Raw genomic sequence first — 16,313 nt, forward strand, 5'->3', positions numbered from 1 at the left:
CCCCGCCCTGGTTCCGGCACTTTCTGCGACGGGAGCGGACCGGGAACCGGCGACGTGAGCACTCATCGGCGGGCGTCCGTGCTCTGGCCGTACACGTGCTGGTACCGGTCGTAGAGGCGGTCGATCGCCTCCTGCGGGATCGGGATGAGCGGCCCCGCCTCGCGGGCGAGGTGCACCGTGCGGGCCGCGTCCTCGACCATGACGGCGGCCTTGACGGCGTCCGCGGCGTCCGCGCCGATCGTGAACGGGCCGTGGTTCTGCATGAGCACGGCACGGCTGCGATGCCCGCGCAGGGTCTGGACGATCCCCCGGCCGATCGAGTCGTCGCCGATCACCGCGAACGGCCCGACCGGGATCGGGCCGCCGAACTCGTCGGCCATCGCCGTGATCACGCAGGGGATCTCCTCGCCGCGCGCCGCCCAGGCCACGGCGTAGTCGGAGTGCGTGTGCACGACGCCGCCGACCTCGGGCATGTTCCGGTAGACGTAGGCGTGCGCGGCGGTGTCGCTGGACGGGGCGCGGTCGCTGCCGACGCTCCCGGGGATGACCGCGCCGTCGAGATCGCAGAGGATCATGTTCTCGGGTGCGAGGTCGTCGTAGCCGATGCCGGAGGGCTTGATCACGAACAGATCCCCGCTGCCGTCCTCGGAGAGCCGGATCCGGCCCGACACGTTCCCCCCGGTCCAGACCACGAGGCCGTAGCGCACGAGCTCGGCGTGCAGCCGCGCCACGTCCGCGCGGATGCCGTCGATCGCCTGCGCGATCTCGGAAGCGAAGGGGGTCATCCGGATCCTCTCGTGACGCTCCGGTCGGAACTGTGACCGGTCACGGAGAGTGTGTCATCACACTCCACGCCCCGTCAAGGGGGCGCCGACGCGACGCCGACGCGGCGTCACCCGGCACGCTCGGGAGGACGCACTCCCCCCGCCCCGTTCAGGTCGCACTTTCGGCTCCATCTGGATCCCACAAGCCGCAGAAACTGCGACCCGAACGAGGGAAGTGCGACCCGAAGCGGCAGGACGCCAACGCACGCGCGCTCGGCGCGCGATCCGGGGCCTTGGACCCACGCCGTGGATCCGTCGCAGAGCGCGCAGTCAGAGGCCGAGCGCGCGCCGGATGCGGCCGAGCAGCTCAGCCGGATCCGCGAGGAGCTCCGCGGTGACCTCGATCACGGTCCACCCCGCCGCGCGAAGTCGTGCCAGCCGCTCCACGTCGGCTCCCCAGCTGTTCGCGTGCACCCGGCCCAGGTACTCGATCGCCACCTTCCGCGCAGGATAGACCAGGTCGACGCAGCCCAGGAAGCCCGCACCGTCGAACAGATCGACGTTGAGCTGGGGCTCGGGCAAGCCCGCCGCGACGATCAGGCAGCGCAGCTCGGACTCCCGCGGCGACCAGGAGTCCTCCCGAATCCATTCGATCGCCTCGCGCAGCATCGGTCCGCCGAGCCGCCGCCCCGCACCGATGTTGGCACGGAGTTCGGCGACGGTCGCCAGCTGCGGCTTCCCGACGTGCGGGCGCCCCACGCCTGGTCGCCATGCCCGGCAGAAGTGGTCGCCGAGAGCCACCAGCGCGAAGAACGGCAGGTCCCCCATCTGCGTCCACGTCGAGGCGGGCGATGCGACAGGGAGGCCGAGATCGGTCCGCACGCGGACGAGCCGCGGGTCCCCACGATGGCGCACGACGCCCGCGGCCCGCACGAGCGGACCGTCACCGAGGGTGCTCACGTGCACGCCGACGGTGGCGTCCTCACGGGCGATCGGCAGCGGTCCGCCCCAGAGCGCCGCGGCCGTCTCATGGCTGAAGTACTGACCGGGGCGCAGTCTCGGCGCGTAGGCGAGCGCATGCTCGACGCGGATCCGTCGCTGCGCGGCGAAAGGATCCTCGTCCCGTTCCGGCGTGGAGCCGGAGCGGCGGGTACGCAGACCCGAGTAGGAGCGAAGCAGGTCGGATCCGCGCAGGCGCCCCGCGCTCACGCCGAGGGCCTGTGCGTCGCGGACGGCGAACGAGGAGCCGAGCGCATCGGGGAGACGTCGGGGGCGGGGCACTCCCCCACCGTGCCAGCATCGCCACCCGGCGTCGGAGGTTATCCACAGGCGGCCCTCGCGCAAGAGGACGGGTGGCGCTCGCGCATCGGGCGCCTCAGGTCGCATTCCTGTCGCCCAGGTCGCACTTTCGGCGGCATGAGCATGCCGGAGAGAGCGGAAACTGCGACCTGAACGGGCTGCGCCTGCTGCGAATCGCAGGGTCAGCCCGCGGGCGGGACCACCGAGTCGCGCACGACGAGCACGGGTGCGATCGGATCCGACGATCCCGACGACGCAACCGACGCAACCGACGCAACCGCGACCGGATCCGACGATCCCGACGATCCCGACGACGCAACCGCGACCGGATCCGACGTGGTCGCGCCGGATCCGCCCAGCGCGATGACGCGCGCGACGGCCCGCCGGGCGAGCTCCTCGAAGTCCTGCCGCACGGTCGTGAGCGGCGGCCAGGCGTACGCCGCCTCCGGCACGTCGTCGAAGCCCACGATGCTGATCTGCTCCGGGACATCCACCCCGGCCGCGCGCAGACCGCCGATCAGCCCGAGCGCCATCTGGTCGTTCGCGGCGAACACCGCGGTCGCGCCGGAGGCGATCACCTCCGCCGCGGCCTCGTGGCCCGAGCGCGGACTCCAGTCGCCCGAGAAGACCGGGCCGGCGGGCAGGCCGCGCGCGGCGAGCTCCTGGGCGAAGCCGGTCGCTCGCCCTTCGGCCTCGAGCCAGTCCGCGGGCCCGGCGAGATGTGCGATCCACTGATGGCCGGCATCGGCGAGCGTCGCCACGGCGAGGCGCGCACCCGCCCTCTGATCGACCGAGAAGTCCGCGCGCTCGGCGGCGTGCAGGATCACGGTCGGGATCCCGATGCGCAGGGCGTCGAGCACATCGAGCGTGCGCGCATGCGGCGCGAACACGATCAGCCCGTCCACGGCCTGCGCGCGCAGGTGCTCGATCGCCTGGCCGACGGAAGCCTCGTCGCCGGAGTCCGCGAACGCCGCGGTGATCCAGTATCCGGCCTCGCGCGCCGATGCCTCGATCGCCGCCATGCTGCGGGAGGGCCCGTACTGCAGCGCGTCCGACGCGAGGACGCCGATCGTGCGCGTGCGATGGGTGCCGAGGGCCCGCGCCGCGTTGTTCATCCGGTAGCCGAGCTCCTCCATCGCCGACACCACACGGGCACGGGTGTCGGGCGCGACGTCGGGATGATCGTTCAGCACGCGGGACACGGTCTGCCGGGAGACGCCTGCGAGCGCGGCGACGTCCCGCACTCCGACGGCGCGCTGCGGCTTCGACTGACTCACGCCTGCGAGTGTACGGGGACGGCGTCGTCCACCGGCGACGGCGCCGGTGCGCGGCGCCCGGATCCCTCCACCGTCCTTTCCGTCCGCCGGTCCGAGACCGGCGCCGGAACTCCTGCCACTCGCACGACCCATCCAGGTCGCAATCCAGGCGTTCAGGTCGCGATCCATGAGCTCAGGTCACGATTTCGGCTCCAACAGGGCCCGTGGAACAGCAGATAGTGCGACCTGAACGATCACGACGGGGCCAGACGGGCACGACGGGACCAGACGAGGCCAGACGGGGCCAGGCGCGGCACGGGGCCGCACGGGGCCGGGCGCGGGACCGCACCGGGAGTCGGTCAGCGCCCCAGCCCGAGCCGCTCCAGGTACGCGTTCCGGAACCGGCCCGCCGGATCCATCCGGTCCGCGAGCGCGGCGAAGTCCCCCCAGCGCGGAGTGCGGCGGCGGATCTCGGCCGGATCGAGCACGGACAGCTTGCCCCAGTGCGGCCGCGCGGTGTCGGGCAGCGCGGCCTCGATCACCGGCAGCAGCGCCTCGACCGCGGGCTGGTCCCGGCGCCAGGTGAAGTGGATCCCGACCGCGCCCTCGCCGTACGAGGAGCTCAGCCAGAGGTCGTCGGCGGCGACCGTGCGGATCTCGTTCACGAGCAGCAGCGGCGCGATCCGGTCGGCGAGCGCGCGCACCGCCTCGATCGCGCGCACCGCGTCGCGTCGCGGCACGAGGTACTCGCTCTGCAGCTCCTCCCCCGCCGAAGGGGTGAAGCCCAGCTGGAAATGCGGCAGCCGCTCGTGCCAGGGCCCTGGTTCGCCGAGCTGCGGGGTGCAGGCCTCGGCCGAGACCCCCAGGATGGGGTGCCGCTGCTCGACGGCCGGCGTGGTTCCGAGGCGGGCCAGCAGGGCCTCGTCCGCGGCGACGCCGCCGACCCGGTTCTTGATCCAGAGCTGGTCGGCGCGATCGCGACCGGTCCAGCGACTGAAGATGCTGACGCTGGTGCCGAGTGCGGTGACCCGGTCGAACTCGGCGAGCACCGCATCCCACGCGGGCCCCTCGTGCACCGTCTGCGCCACGTCGTACGCCGGCTCCACGTCGAGCTCGAGCTCGACGATCACCCCGAGCGCGCCGAGCGACACGACCGCCCCGTCGAAGTCCGCGTCCCCGCGGCGCAGGGTGCGCTCGCCGTCCGGACCCGCGAGAGTGAGCGCCCGCACCGCGGTGGCGAGGGAGCCGATCGCGTCGCCCGACCCGTGCGTCCCCGTGGACACGGCGCCGGCGACGGAGATGTGCGGCAGCGAGGCGAGGTTCGCGAGGGCCAGGCCCCGCCGCTGCAGCTCCGCGCCGAGGTCGCCGTAGCGCACGCCTGCCGGAACGCGCACCGCATCGGGCGCGACCTGCTCGATCTCGCGGGGCATCGCGGAGAGGTCGATGAGCGTGCCCGCGGTGTCGGCGATCGCGGTGAAGCTGTGGCGGGAGCCGAGCGGGCGCAGCGGCCCGGACGAGGAGAGGACGTCGTGCAGCTCCTCGCGGGTGCGCGGTCGCCCGATCGCCGCCGCACGGTAGGCGAGGTTGCCGGCCCAGTTCGTCCCGATGCTCATCGCCACATCATAGAGCGTCGTTACATCGATAGAAGCCGGTGCGGATCCCGGATCCGATGGGCGGGCTTAGGCTGAGCGCATGGCAGGGAGCACGCGGGCGACGATGCGCGACGTCGCGTCGCTGGCCGGCGTCTCCGCGAAGACCGTGTCGAACGTGGTCACCGGCACCGTCTTCGTGCGCGAGGACACGCGCGCCCGCGTCGAGGACGCGATGCGCAAGCTCGACTTCGTGCCCAACCTGAGCGCGCGCAGTCTGCGCAACGGCCGCTCCGGAGTGATCGCCCTCGCGCTCCCCTATCTCGCGACCTCGTTCTCCGCCGAGCTGCTCGACCACATCGTCCAGGCCGCCCGGCTGAAGGGCTTCGCGGTCCAGGTCGAGCAGACCGGATCCGAGCCGCGCCGCGAGCGCGAACTGCTCTCCCGCGCCCGCGCGCACCTCGTCGACGGCCTGATCCTGAACCCCATCCGCCTCGAGGACAGCGCGCTCACCGACCAGGACCGGCAGCTGCCCGTCGTCCTGATCGGCGAGGTCGAGCAGCAGCTCGCCGACCACGTCGGGATCGACAGCGTGGCGGGCGCCGCCGCGATGACGCGGCACGTGATCGAACGCGGCGCCCGGCGGATCGCGGTCGTCGGCGGCGACGACCAGCACGCGATCGCGACGGCGACCAGCCGGCTCCGGCTGCAGGGCGTGCGCCAGGCGCTGGCCGAGGCGGGCCTTCCCGCGGACCCCCGCCTCACCGTCAACCACGCCGACTGGACCATCTCCGGGGGCGCGGAGGCGACCGTCGAGCTGCTCTCCCGCGGCACGCCGTTCGACGCCGTGCTCGGCTTCACCGACTCCCTCGCCGCCGGCGCCCTGCACGTGCTGCACAGCCGCGGGATCCGCGTACCCGACGACGTCCTGGTGACGGGGTTCGACGACGTCGAGCTCTCCCGCTTCACCGAGCCGGCACTGTCGACCGTGCGGATCGACCGCGCCGCCTTCGCCTCCTCCGCCGTCGACCTGCTCGCCGAGCGGATCGCGGATCCGACCGGGACCCCGCGCACGATCACCGTGCCGCACCGGCTCATCGTCCGCGACAGCACCGCCGCCGCCCCGCGCGGCTGGACGCCCGAGCACTGACCCGTCACCGGACGGCGCGATCCCTCTCCCGGCCCGCCCGCGCCCGCCGGGCCATCCACCCGTTCCGTGACCGGTCTCAGAAACCTCTTGCGCACTCCATTTCATCGATGTAATGATGTCGGAGTTCCCTGATCGTCCACGAAGGAGTGACGATGACACCACCTCTCGATCTGAATCGGCGGCAGTTCCTCGGCGCCGCGGGCCTCACCGCCGGCGCCGCGCTGCTCGCCGGATGCGCTTCGACCTCGGCCGCCGCGTCCGACACCCGCACCCTGCAGTTCTGGCACCTGCTCTCCGGCGGCGACGGCGTGACGATGTCCGGCCTGCTGGACGGCGTGAACACGGCGCAGTCGGCCTACCGGATCCGTCCGACCGTGCTCGCCTGGGGCACGCCGTACTACACGAAGCTCGCCATGGCCGCGGCCGGCGGCCGCGCCCCCGACGTCGCGATCATGCACGCCACCCGAGTGCTCGGCTGGGCTCCGGGCGGTCTCCTGGACGACTGGGACACCGGCCGCCTCGCGGATCTCGGCGTGGACGCGTCCGCGTTCCCGGATCCGATCTGGAAGAAGGGCGACGTCGACGGGCGGCGCCTCAGCATCGCGCTCGACGCACACCCCTTCGTGCTCATGTACAACACGGAGGTCTGCGAGAAGGCGGGCGTGCTCGACGGAGACGGACGCCTGAAGGAGGCGGCGAACCCCGAGGACTTCCTCGCGATGGTCGACGCGATCGCCGGGGTCACCGGCGGACACGGCCTGTCCTACGGCTATCTCGGCGACGGCTCCCAGATGTGGCGCCTGTTCTACACGCTGTACACGCAGCACGGCATCGAGATGGAGATGCCGCAGGGCGGTCCCGCGGTGATCGACAAGGACGCGGCCGTGGCGTCTCTCGCCTTCATGCAGAAGCTGCTCGACGGCAAGCGGGCGGCCAAGCAGGCCGACTACGGCACCGCGGTGGCGGAGTTCGCGACCGGGAAGAGCGGCATGTTCCTCAGCGGGGTGTGGGAGCTGCGCACGATGCAGGCGGCCAAGATCCCCTTCGACGTCGCGATGATCCCGCCGGTGTTCGGCACGCGCACGGCCTACGCCGACTCGCACTCCTTCGTCCTGCCGCACCAGTCGCACCCGGATGCGGCAAGCCGCGACCTCGTGTACCGCTTCGTGGCCGACATGCTGAAGGGCTCCTTCGGCTGGGCGGAGGCCGGGCACATCCCCGCCTTCCTCCCGGTCACGGAGTCGGCGAAGTACGCGAAGCTGCTTCCGCAGGCCCACTATGCCGACGCGGCGAAGCACGTGCGCTACGACCCGCCCGCGTGGTTCACCGGGTCCGGATCCAACTTCCAGGGCCAGTTCGGCGCCGCCGCCCAGCCCGCGCTTCTGGGCGGAGGCAGTCCCGCCGAGGCCGTCGCCCGCTTCGAGGCCGCCGTCAAGCGCTTCCTCGCCCAACCCAATCCCGCCGATCCGGAGGGAGCCCGGAGATGACCTCGACGACCCCCACCACCACGACCATCGTCACCGGTCGTGCGGCCACCCGCGCGACCCGGCGCCACGCCGGCGGATCCCGTCACGGAGAGCAGCTGATCGGCTGGGCGTTCCTCGCCCCGTTCCTCCTCGCGTTCGCGCTCTTCCTCGCCTGGCCGATCCTGCACGGCCTCTACCTGAGCTTCACCGACCAATCCCTCACCGGGTCCGGCGGCGGCTTCGTCGGACTCGCGAACTACGTCGAGGCCCTCGCGGATCCGGTGATGTGGGGATCGCTCGGCAACACCGTGTGGTTCACGCTGCTGTCCACCGTCCCGCTCGTGGTCGTCGCCCTGCTCATGGCCGTGCTCGTCGATCGCGGGCTTCCCGGCCAGTGGCTCTGGCGGCTCTCGTTCTTCATGCCGTATCTGCTCGCCTCCACCGTGATCTCGCAGATCTGGGTCTGGATCTTCAACCCGCAGATCGGGGCGGCGAACAACGTCCTGAAGGCCTTCGGCCTCGAGCCGATCGCCTGGCTGCAGGACCCGAAGACCAACATGATCGCGATCGTGATCGCGACGGTCTGGTGGACCGTCGGGTTCAACTTCCTGCTCTACCTCGCAGCCCTCCAGAACATCCCGCAGCAGCAGTACGAGGCGGCGTCGCTGGACGGCGCGGGCGGATGGCGGCAGTTCACCGCGATCACGCTCCCGCAGCTGGGACCGGCGACCACCCTCATCGGCCTGCTGCAGATCCTCGCGTCGCTCAAGCTGTTCGACCAGGCGTACCAGATGCTCGGCGGCCTCTCCAGCGACACCACCCGCTCGATCGTGCAGTACATCTACGAGACCGGCTTCGTCGGGTACCGGTTCGGCTACTCCGCCGCGCTCTCCTACGTGTTCTTCGCGATCATCATCATCCTCGGCGTCGTCCAGGCGCTGATCACCCGTCGGCGGAAGGACGCCCGATGACCACCGCGACCCGCACCCTCGTCGTCCCCGGCGCCGCGCGCACCCGCACCCGCCGGCCGATCGGCCGTCGCCTCACCGTCCTCACCGTGCTCGCCTTCGCGGTGCTGCTGATCCTCGCGATCGGCTGGCTGCTGCCGTTCCTCTGGGCGGTCGCCACCGCGTTCAAGACCGAGACCGACGCCGCCTCCGGGGACGCCGGCTGGATCGGCGCGAGCGGGCCGACGGTGCAGGCGTTCAGCGCGATCCTCTCGCAGGGCAACGTCTACCTCTGGGCGTGGAACAGCCTCTGGACCGCGACGGCCGTGACGGTGATCACCGTCACGATCTCGGCCCTCGCCGCCTACGCGTTCTCCCGCCTCGACTTCCGTGGCCGGAGGTGGCTGTTCGTGGTGATCATCGCCGCGATCGTCGTCCCGCCGCAGGTGCTGATCATCCCGCTGTTCTACGAGATGCTCGCGATGGGCCTGGTCGACACCCACTGGGGCCTCATCCTGCCGCAGGTGGTGGCGCCGGCGATGGTCTTCATCCTGAAGCGGTTCTTCGACGCGATCCCCGTCGAGCTCGAGGACGCGGCGCGCGTCGACGGTGCGAGCAGGTTCCGGGTGTTCTGGTCGATCGTGCTGCCCCTGTCCCGGCCGATCCTCGCCTCCGTCGCGATCTTCGTGTTCATCGGAGCGTGGAACAACTTCCTCTGGCCGTTCCTCGTCATCAACGACACCGGCCTGATGACCCTGCCCGTCGGCCTGCAGACCGTCATCAGCGCCTACGGCGTCCAGTACGCGCAGGTCATGGCCCAGGCCGTCCTCGCCGCCCTGCCCCTCATCATCGTGTTCCTCATCTTCCAGAAGCAGATCGTCAAGGGAGTCGCCACCAGCGGCTTCGGCGGTCAATGACCCGAACGGATCGGATCCCCATGTCCCACGCCCGCATCACCATCGACCGCGACTTCTCGATCGCCGACGTCCCGCGCCGCCTGTTCGGCCAGTTCGTCGAGCACATGGGCCGCTGCGTCTACACCGGCATTTACGAGCCCGGCCACCCGGCGGCGGACGCCCGCGGCTTCCGCACCGACGTGCTCGAGCTCGTGCGCGAACTCGGACCGACGGTCGTCCGCTACCCCGGCGGCAACTTCGTCTCCGGCTACCGCTGGGAGGACGGCGTCGGGCCCGTCGCCGATCGTCCCGTGCGCATCGACGGCGCCTGGCACACGATCGAGACGAACGCGTTCGGCCTGCACGAGTTCATGGACTGGTCCCGCGAAGCCGAGGTCGAGGTCATGGAGGCCATCAACCTCGGCACCCGGGGCGTCGAGGAGGCCCGTGCACTGGTCGAGTACGCCAACCACCCGGGGGGCACGTACTGGTCGGACCTGCGCCGGCGCAACGGCGCCGAGGATCCGTTCGACATCAAGCTGTGGTGCCTGGGCAACGAGCTGGACGGCCCCTGGCAGATCGGCCACAAGACCGCGCACGAGTACGGCCGTCTCGCCCAGGAGACCGCCAAGGCGATGAAGCTCGTGGATCCGACGATCGAGCTCGTCGCGGTCGGATCCTCGAGCCGGCAGATGCCGACCTTCGGCACCTGGGAACACACCGTGCTCACACACGCGTACGACGAGGTGGACTACGTCTCGATGCACGCGTACTACCAGGAGCACGACGGCGACGTCGCGTCGTTCCTCGGCGACGCCGTCGACATGGATGCGTTCATCGACGGCGTGGTCGCCACGATCGACGCGGTCAAGGCCGCCGGCAAGCACACCAGGCAGGTGGACATCTCGTTCGACGAGTGGAACGTCTGGTACCAGTCAGGCCTGGACAGCGAGGACCAGCCGCACCAGGTGGAGAAGGCCTGGCGCGAGCACCCCCGGCTCATCGAGGACGCCTACAACGTCACCGACGCGGTCGTGGTCGGCACGTTCCTGCACAGCCTGCTGCGGCACGGCGACCGGGTGAAGATCGCCAACCAGGCGCAGCTCGTGAACGTGATCGCGCCGATCCGCTCAGAGGAGGGCGGACCCGCGTGGCGGCAGACCATCTTCTGGCCGTTCGCCCGGATGGCGCGGATGGCGCAGGGCCGGATCCTGCGCCTCGCCGTCTCATCGACGAAGACGCCCACCACCCGTCACGGGGACGTGGACGACGTGGACGCCGTGGCCACGTGGGACGAGGAATCGGGCCGGCTCGCGCTCTTCGTCGCGAACCGCTCGCTCGACGGGGAGGCGACCGTCGACCTCGACCTGCACGGCCTGCGCGCGACCGCGGTCCGTTCGGCCGAGGTGCTCACCGTCCCGGAGGACGGGGACCGGCTCACCGCGAACCTCGTCGGCGCGCCGGACGCGGTCGGGCTGCGGCCGCTCGACGGGGTCGCGCTCGACGACGGCGCGGTGCGCCTCACCCTCCCCGCGCTGTCCTGGTCGGCCGTGGAGTTCGACGTCGCGCGGAGCTGATCGGCATCCCGTCCCGCCGCCGGGGCGCAGTCGATTCGCTCAGGTCGCACTCTGGCGATTCAGGTCGCAGAATCGGCTGTTCTCACGGCCTGGGAACAGCCGATTCTGCGACCTGAACGGGATCCGGATCCGGGTAGGGGATCCGGATCCGATCGGCGGCCGGGGGCGGCCTTGCTCATCAGCCCAGCGGATCCGCCAGCAGTCGTTCGAACGCGGCATCGGCGGCGCCGATCAGCAGGCGGTCCGCGCCCAGGGCTGCCGCGGAGATCTCCAGCTGCTCGGCCGACGCGGCGAGCGCGCGGCGGCGCACCTCGTCGTCGAAGGCCGCAGGGTCGAGCTCCCGCAGGATCCCGAGGAAGCCGCCCAGCACGATCATCGCCGGGTTGAGCACATTGACGGCATTGCCGAGCGTGGCCGTCAGGATGCGCCGCTGGCGTGCGACCTCGGCGGCGACCGCGTCGACCGACGTCGCAGCCAGGGCGGTGCGGAGCTCGGCGTCCTCCGGGGCGGCCAGGCCGGCGACCTGCACGAGACGGGCGCGGTTCACCTCGTCCTCGAGCACTCCGCCCTCGGCGCGCCGATCGGCCGGATCCGCCACGCTCGCCGCGGTCTGGCCCCACTCGCCCGCATAGCCGCCCACGCCGCCGATCAGCATCCCGTGCAGGATGAGGCCGCCGCCGATGCCGCTGGCGCCGCCGTTGAGGTAGACGACGTCCTCGTGTTCCCTGGCGGCGCCGAAGAGCCGCTCCGCGCGCGCGCCGAGCGAGGCGTCGTTGCCCACCACGACGGGCAGGCCCAGCGACGCGGCGAGGGGTCCTGCGATGTCGGCGTCGCGCCAGTCGAGGTGCGGTGCGAGCCGCACCAGTCCGTCCGCCGCGCGCACGAGACCGGGCACCGCGAGGCCGACGCCCTCGATGCGGCCTCCGCGGAGCGCGCCGTCCTGCCAGTCCTGCACCACGCGGGTGACGATCCCGACGACGTCCGCGACGCCGGGACGCTCGACCGGGATCCGGATCCGCTCCCGCACCGCGCCGCCCAGCGAGACCGCGCCGATCTCGACGGCGTCGATCTCGGGGTTGACACCGATGGCCACGACGTCGAGGCTCGGCGCCACCACCGGCGACGGGCGGCCGACGCGCCGGGTGGGGTCGGGCTCGTGCTCCTCGACCAGGCCCGCCTCGACGAGCCGTCCGACCAGGTCGGAGACCGTCGAGCGGTTCAGGCCGGTCTCCGCGGTGATCACGGCACGGGAGCGCGGCCCGGAGTGATGCACGAGTCGCAGCACCTCGGCGAGGTTGGTGCGCCGCACCCCTTCGACGGTCGTGGCGCGTTCGTTCATCCGGCGTCTCGCTTCCTGCACGCGGTGGGACTCCAGGCTACCGATCGCCCTGCTCCGTGAGCGCAGGCGCGTACGCGAAGCGGGTGATGCGCACCTCGCCCCGGGGCGCCGCGCCGGCGCTGGTGGCGTACGCACCGATCCAGAGACCGAGGAATCCGCCCGTCGACGAGGCGTCCAGCTCGCGTCCGTCGGCCGCGACCCGCTCGAGACCGCCGTGCGTGAAGACGTAGTCGTAGCCCCGCGCCTCCAGCCCGAGAGCGACCTCGTCCGCCTCCGGCAGTGCCCCGAGGTCGTGCCGCTCGGGATCCCCGTCCCGGCAGCGCTCCGACGAGAGGCGCAACCCGTCGCGCGTGCGGGTGACGGCGAGCGCCACGTGATCGCGCTCCGACTGACGCAGCACGATCCCCGAGCTCTCCCCTTCGGCGAGACCTCGCACATCGAGCACGCACCGCACGTCGACGTCGGCATGCTGCTGCCGCACGCCCAGGAACGCGGGCGAGGTCGGCTCCCGCAGCGAAGCGGCGCGGACGGGCAGGCGCCAGGACCCGCCTTCGGCCTCGGCGACCTCGGCGGGCAGGGCGCGCAGCGCGGTCCATCGCGGATCGGCAGGCGTGACGTCGCCGGCGGTCCGGTCGTCGGGCTGCCAGGACCCGCTCGGCACCGCATCGACCGCCCACGGGATCGGGAGGGCCCGCGGCAGCCGCCCCTCCCCGGCAGCGAACACGGGCCAGCCGTCCTCCCACGACACCGGGCACAGGAACGTCTCGCGTCCGAGCGGATAGTGCCGGCCGTCCGCCGCGCGCATGGCGAGCATCACCGCGAGCCAGGATCCGTCCGGCGCCGGCACCAGATCGGCGTGCCCGGCCCCGATCACGGTGCTCGCACGCCCCAGGTGCCGGTGGGTGAAGACCGGGTTCGCCCGGTCGCCGAGGTACGGCCCGGTGACCTCGTCCGCGCGCGCGACGCTGACGGCGTGGTGGAACTCGGTGCCGCCCTCCGCCGCGACGAGCACCCAGGCCCCATCGATGCGGTACAGGTGCGGCCCCTCGGCCCAGACCGCACCGGTGACGGCGCCCCGCCAGATCACGTGCTCCTCGCCCACGAGCGCGCGCTCGGCCGGCGAGTACTCGCGCACCCAGACCTCGGTCTGATCGCGCCACTCGGGCTCGCGGGCCAGGCGGGTGCCGTGCAGCCAGACGCGCCCCTCCTCGTCGAAGGCGATCGAGGGGTCGATGCCGTCGGCGTCGAGCATCAGGGGGTCGCTCCAGGGTCCTGCCGGGTCCTCGGCCGTGACGAGGAAATTGCCCCCGCGGCTCGGATCCTCCCGATCGACCAGGGTGCAGACCACCCAGAAGAGCCCCAGACCGTGTCGGATGGTCGGTGCATAAAGCCCCCCGGAGGATCCGATCCCGTCGAAGTCCAGCATCCCCGGGCGGTCGATGACATGCCCGACCGTCTCCCAGCGCACCAGGTCGTGCGAGCGCAGCACGGGCAGGCCGGGGAGGTACTCGAACGTCGACGAGACCAGGTAGTACCCCTCCCCCGCACGGCAGATCGACGGATCCGGATGGCATCCGGGCAGGATCGGATTGACCGCCTCGATCATGCGATCGTCACCGTGACGATGCGCGCGTCCTCCGCCGTCACCTCGTGCACGCCCCCGGTGAGCGCGACGGTGCCCGCGGTCGTCGCCGCACCGGGGAGCACGCGGTCGTCCCGGGCGCGCTCGTTCGCGATGGCGCCCCCCGTGACGCCGGAGATCTCCGGCGCCGGCGCGACCGCTTCGGCATGCGCGGCTGCCCACACGCGCACCGCACCGGGTTCGACGACCCGCGTCAGCCGGCGATCGGTGAACGCGAACCGGGCGGCCGGCACCTCGAAGCGCACCGTGCGGCGTTCGCCGGGAGCCAGCTCGACGCGCGCATAGCCCAGCAGCTGCGCGACCGGCCGGGTGACGCTCGCGGCCACGTCCCGGCCGTACAGCTGCACGACCTCGGCCGCCTGCCGGTCGCCGGTGTTCGACACCGTCACCGTGGCCGTGAACGTGCCGTCGGTCGGCGCCGCGGCCGACACCTCGAATCCGGTGTAGGCGAAGCTCGTGTACGACAGTCCGAAGCCGAACGGCCGCAGCGGGGTCGGATCCGAGGAGGTCACGTCCGACGGCCCCCCGAGGATCGGGTGCAGGTAGCCGTAGGGCTGGGACCCGGACGACCGCGGCAGGCTGAGCGGGAGCCGACCCGACGGCGACACGGCGCCGGTGAGCACCTCGGCGATCGCCGTGGCCCCCTCCTCGCCGGGGAAGAACGCCTGCAGCACGGCCGACGGACGCGGGGCGTCGCCGTCGAGCGCCCAGCCGATCGCATAGGGCCGGCCGGAGAGCACGACCACGATGACGGGCGTCCCGGTCGCGGCCACCCGCTCGACGAGCTCCCGCTGCACACCGGGCAGGTCCAGCGACTCCACGTCGTTGCCCTCGCCGACGGTGCCGCGTCCGAACAGTCCGGCTTGGTCGCCGACCACGACGATCGCGACGTCGGCGCCGGCCGCGGCGCGCTCGGCCTCGGCGAAGCCCGATCGGTCGTCGCCCTCGACCTCCGCGCCGCGGACGTGCACGATCTCGGCGCCGGGCACGGCGACGGCCAGAGCCTCGCGCACGGTCGGGATCGCGATGCCGAGCTCATGGTCGGGGTGATGAGCGAGCACATGGTTGGCGAACGAGTAGCAGCCCTGCAGGGCCTCGGCACGGTCGGCGTTCGGACCGATGAGCGCGATGCGGCCGGCCGACCGCGTCCACGGCAGCACGCCGTCGTTGGAGAGCAGCACGAGCGACTCGGCGGCCAGCCGGCGCGCGACGTCCCGATGCCGGGGAGTGTCGAGGTCGATGAAAGCCGGCGGCCCCTCGTCGAACGCACCGGGGTCGAGCAGCCCGAGCTGCTCCTTCTGGGCGAGGACGCGGATCACCGCGCGGTCCAGATACGCCTCGTCCAGTGCGCCGCTGCGCACCCGGTCGATCAGGGGCTCCCGATAGGCGTCGCCGGAGGGCAGCTCCACATCGATCCCCGCACGCAGTGCGAGCTCCGCCGCGTCGCCGCGGTCCGCCGCGACCGCGTGCATGACCTCGAGAAAGGCGATCGCGAAGTAGTCCGCCACCACGACGCCGTCGAAGCCGAGCCGCTCCCGCAGCACGCCCGTGAGGAGTTCCGGATCCGCCGCGACAGGGACGCCGTCGATCTCCGCGTAGCTGTTCATGACGCTGCGCACCCCGCCGTCGCGGATCGCCATCTCGAACGGCGGCAGGAACACGTCGGCGATCTCTCGCGGCCCTGCGGAGACCGGCGCGTGGTTGCGGCCCGCCCTCGAGCCGGAGTAGCCGAGGAAGTGCTTGAGCGTGGCGTGCACCCCGGCGGACTGCAGGCCCTGCACGTAGGCGGTGCCCACGGTGCCTACGAGATACGGATCCTCGCCGATGCACTCGTCGACCCGGCCCCAGCGGGGGTCGCGCACGACGTCGAGCACCGGCGCGAGTCCCTGGTGGATGCCGAGCGTCCGCATCGACTCCCCGATGAGCGCCCCCATCTCGGCGACGAGCGCGGGATCGAACGAGGCGCCCCAGGCGAGCGGCGTCGGGAAGGTCGCGGCCTTCCACGCGGCGAGGCCGGTGAGGCACTCCTCGTGCACGAGCGCCGGGATGCCGAGCCGCGTCTCCCGCCGTAGCCGCCGCTGCTCGGCCCACAGCCAGGCCGCGCGCTCCCCCGGCGCAACGGGGCGGGTACCGTACACGCGGGTGTAGTGCCCGATGCCGTCGCGGGTGACCTCCGCCAGGGCGTCGTGGCGGCCGGCGGACGCCATCTCGTTCTGCAGGGGCGCGACCACCTCGCCACCCTGGTCGAGCCAGTATCCGACGAGCTGCGCGGCCTTCTCCTCGAGCGTCATCTGCGCGAGCAGCTCCTCGACGCGCTCCGAGGCGATCGGGAAAGCCGGGATCTCCTCCGTCCTGGCGACGGAGTCCAGGGACGTGTCCGAAGTCATG

General features: G+C 72.2%; 12 protein-coding genes. 5 read left to right on the forward strand and 7 right to left on the reverse strand.

Going from position 1 to position 16,313, the window contains the following annotated elements; translation table 11 throughout:
* Window positions 1-62 precede the first annotated feature (62 nt).
* The 4 genes from WFJ01_RS00645 to WFJ01_RS00660 form a co-directional block, all read right to left on the reverse strand.
* On the reverse strand, window positions 63-785 hold the full coding sequence (locus WFJ01_RS00645) for an L-ribulose-5-phosphate 4-epimerase (protein WP_292883533.1): 723 nt from the start codon (window positions 783-785) through the stop codon (window positions 63-65).
* 309 nt (window positions 786-1,094) lie between these two features.
* Window positions 1,095-2,045, reverse strand: a complete 951-nt coding sequence (locus WFJ01_RS00650) for a hypothetical protein (RefSeq protein WP_336627898.1) — start codon at window positions 2,043-2,045, stop codon at window positions 1,095-1,097.
* Window positions 2,046-2,245: 200 nt separating this feature from the next.
* Window positions 2,246-3,340, reverse strand: coding sequence for a LacI family DNA-binding transcriptional regulator (locus WFJ01_RS00655; protein WP_336627899.1), 1,095 nt, complete (start codon window positions 3,338-3,340; stop codon window positions 2,246-2,248).
* A 338-nt stretch (window positions 3,341-3,678) separates the two neighbouring features.
* Window positions 3,679-4,932: an FAD-binding protein gene (locus tag WFJ01_RS00660; RefSeq protein WP_336627900.1), complete on the reverse strand. Its 1,254-nt coding sequence runs from the start codon at window positions 4,930-4,932 to the stop codon at window positions 3,679-3,681.
* 79 nt (window positions 4,933-5,011) lie between these two features.
* On the opposite strand from WFJ01_RS00660, the gene WFJ01_RS00665 reads away from it, so the two are divergent.
* The 5 genes from WFJ01_RS00665 (at window position 5,012) to arfA (ending at window position 10,944) form a co-directional block, all read left to right on the forward strand.
* Complete coding sequence (locus WFJ01_RS00665; RefSeq protein ID WP_251442563.1) at window positions 5,012-6,058, forward strand: LacI family DNA-binding transcriptional regulator; 1,047 nt, start codon at window positions 5,012-5,014, stop codon at window positions 6,056-6,058.
* A 152-nt stretch (window positions 6,059-6,210) separates the two neighbouring features.
* Window positions 6,211-7,545 carry an extracellular solute-binding protein gene (locus WFJ01_RS00670; RefSeq protein WP_336627901.1) on the forward strand — a complete coding sequence of 445 codons (1,335 nt, stop codon included), beginning with the start codon at window positions 6,211-6,213 and terminating at the stop codon, window positions 7,543-7,545.
* Entirely contained in the window at window positions 7,542-8,495 is a 954-nt protein-coding gene (locus WFJ01_RS00675; RefSeq protein WP_251442569.1) for a carbohydrate ABC transporter permease, read from the forward strand. The genes WFJ01_RS00670 and WFJ01_RS00675 overlap by 4 nt, the downstream gene beginning before the upstream one ends.
* On the forward strand, window positions 8,492-9,388 hold the full coding sequence (locus WFJ01_RS00680; RefSeq protein WP_336627902.1) for a carbohydrate ABC transporter permease: 897 nt from the start codon (window positions 8,492-8,494) through the stop codon (window positions 9,386-9,388). The genes WFJ01_RS00675 and WFJ01_RS00680 overlap by 4 nt, the downstream gene beginning before the upstream one ends.
* 20 nt (window positions 9,389-9,408) lie before the next feature.
* Window positions 9,409-10,944, forward strand: coding sequence for an arabinosylfuranosidase ArfA (gene arfA / locus WFJ01_RS00685; protein ID WP_336627903.1), 1,536 nt, complete (start codon window positions 9,409-9,411; stop codon window positions 10,942-10,944).
* A 178-nt stretch (window positions 10,945-11,122) separates the two neighbouring features.
* On the opposite strand, the gene WFJ01_RS00690 is transcribed toward arfA, so the two are convergent.
* Genes WFJ01_RS00690 through WFJ01_RS00700 form a run of 3 tightly spaced genes read right to left on the reverse strand, consistent with a single transcriptional unit; the run spans window position 11,123 to window position 16,312 of the window.
* Window positions 11,123-12,283, reverse strand: a complete 1,161-nt coding sequence (locus WFJ01_RS00690) for an ROK family transcriptional regulator (RefSeq protein WP_336627904.1) — start codon at window positions 12,281-12,283, stop codon at window positions 11,123-11,125.
* A 37-nt stretch (window positions 12,284-12,320) separates the two neighbouring features.
* Window positions 12,321-13,889, reverse strand: coding sequence for a glycoside hydrolase family 43 protein (locus tag WFJ01_RS00695; RefSeq protein ID WP_336627905.1), 1,569 nt, complete (start codon window positions 13,887-13,889; stop codon window positions 12,321-12,323).
* A complete protein-coding gene (locus WFJ01_RS00700) occupies window positions 13,886-16,312 on the reverse strand; it encodes a glycoside hydrolase family 3 N-terminal domain-containing protein (protein ID WP_336627906.1) in 2,427 nt (808 codons plus the stop codon). The genes WFJ01_RS00695 and WFJ01_RS00700 overlap by 4 nt, the downstream gene beginning before the upstream one ends.
* Window position 16,313 lies beyond the last annotated feature (1 nt).

Origin of the sequence: Microbacterium sp. MMO-35, from assembly GCF_037147555.1 — a bacterium.
GTDB lineage: Bacteria > Actinomycetota > Actinomycetes > Actinomycetales > Microbacteriaceae > Microbacterium.

What these genes read in the sequence shown, in the direction of transcription:
- WFJ01_RS00695 (WP_336627905.1), bottom strand. Translation starts at nt 13,889, where the DNA reads ATGATCGAGGCGGTCAATCCGATCCTGCCCGGATGCCATCCGGATCCG.
- WFJ01_RS00665 (WP_251442563.1), top strand. Translation starts at nt 5,012, where the DNA reads ATGGCAGGGAGCACGCGGGCGACGATGCGCGACGTCGCGTCGCTGGCC.
- WFJ01_RS00680 (WP_336627902.1), top strand. Translation starts at nt 8,492, where the DNA reads ATGACCACCGCGACCCGCACCCTCGTCGTCCCCGGCGCCGCGCGCACC.
- WFJ01_RS00675 (WP_251442569.1), top strand. Translation starts at nt 7,542, where the DNA reads ATGACCTCGACGACCCCCACCACCACGACCATCGTCACCGGTCGTGCG.
- arfA (WP_336627903.1), top strand. Translation starts at nt 9,409, where the DNA reads ATGTCCCACGCCCGCATCACCATCGACCGCGACTTCTCGATCGCCGAC.
- WFJ01_RS00700 (WP_336627906.1), bottom strand. Translation starts at nt 16,312, where the DNA reads ATGACTTCGGACACGTCCCTGGACTCCGTCGCCAGGACGGAGGAGATC.
- WFJ01_RS00645 (WP_292883533.1), bottom strand. Translation starts at nt 785, where the DNA reads ATGACCCCCTTCGCTTCCGAGATCGCGCAGGCGATCGACGGCATCCGC.
- WFJ01_RS00690 (WP_336627904.1), bottom strand. Translation starts at nt 12,283, where the DNA reads ATGAACGAACGCGCCACGACCGTCGAAGGGGTGCGGCGCACCAACCTC.
- WFJ01_RS00670 (WP_336627901.1), top strand. Translation starts at nt 6,211, where the DNA reads ATGACACCACCTCTCGATCTGAATCGGCGGCAGTTCCTCGGCGCCGCG.
- WFJ01_RS00660 (WP_336627900.1), bottom strand. Translation starts at nt 4,932, where the DNA reads ATGAGCATCGGGACGAACTGGGCCGGCAACCTCGCCTACCGTGCGGCG.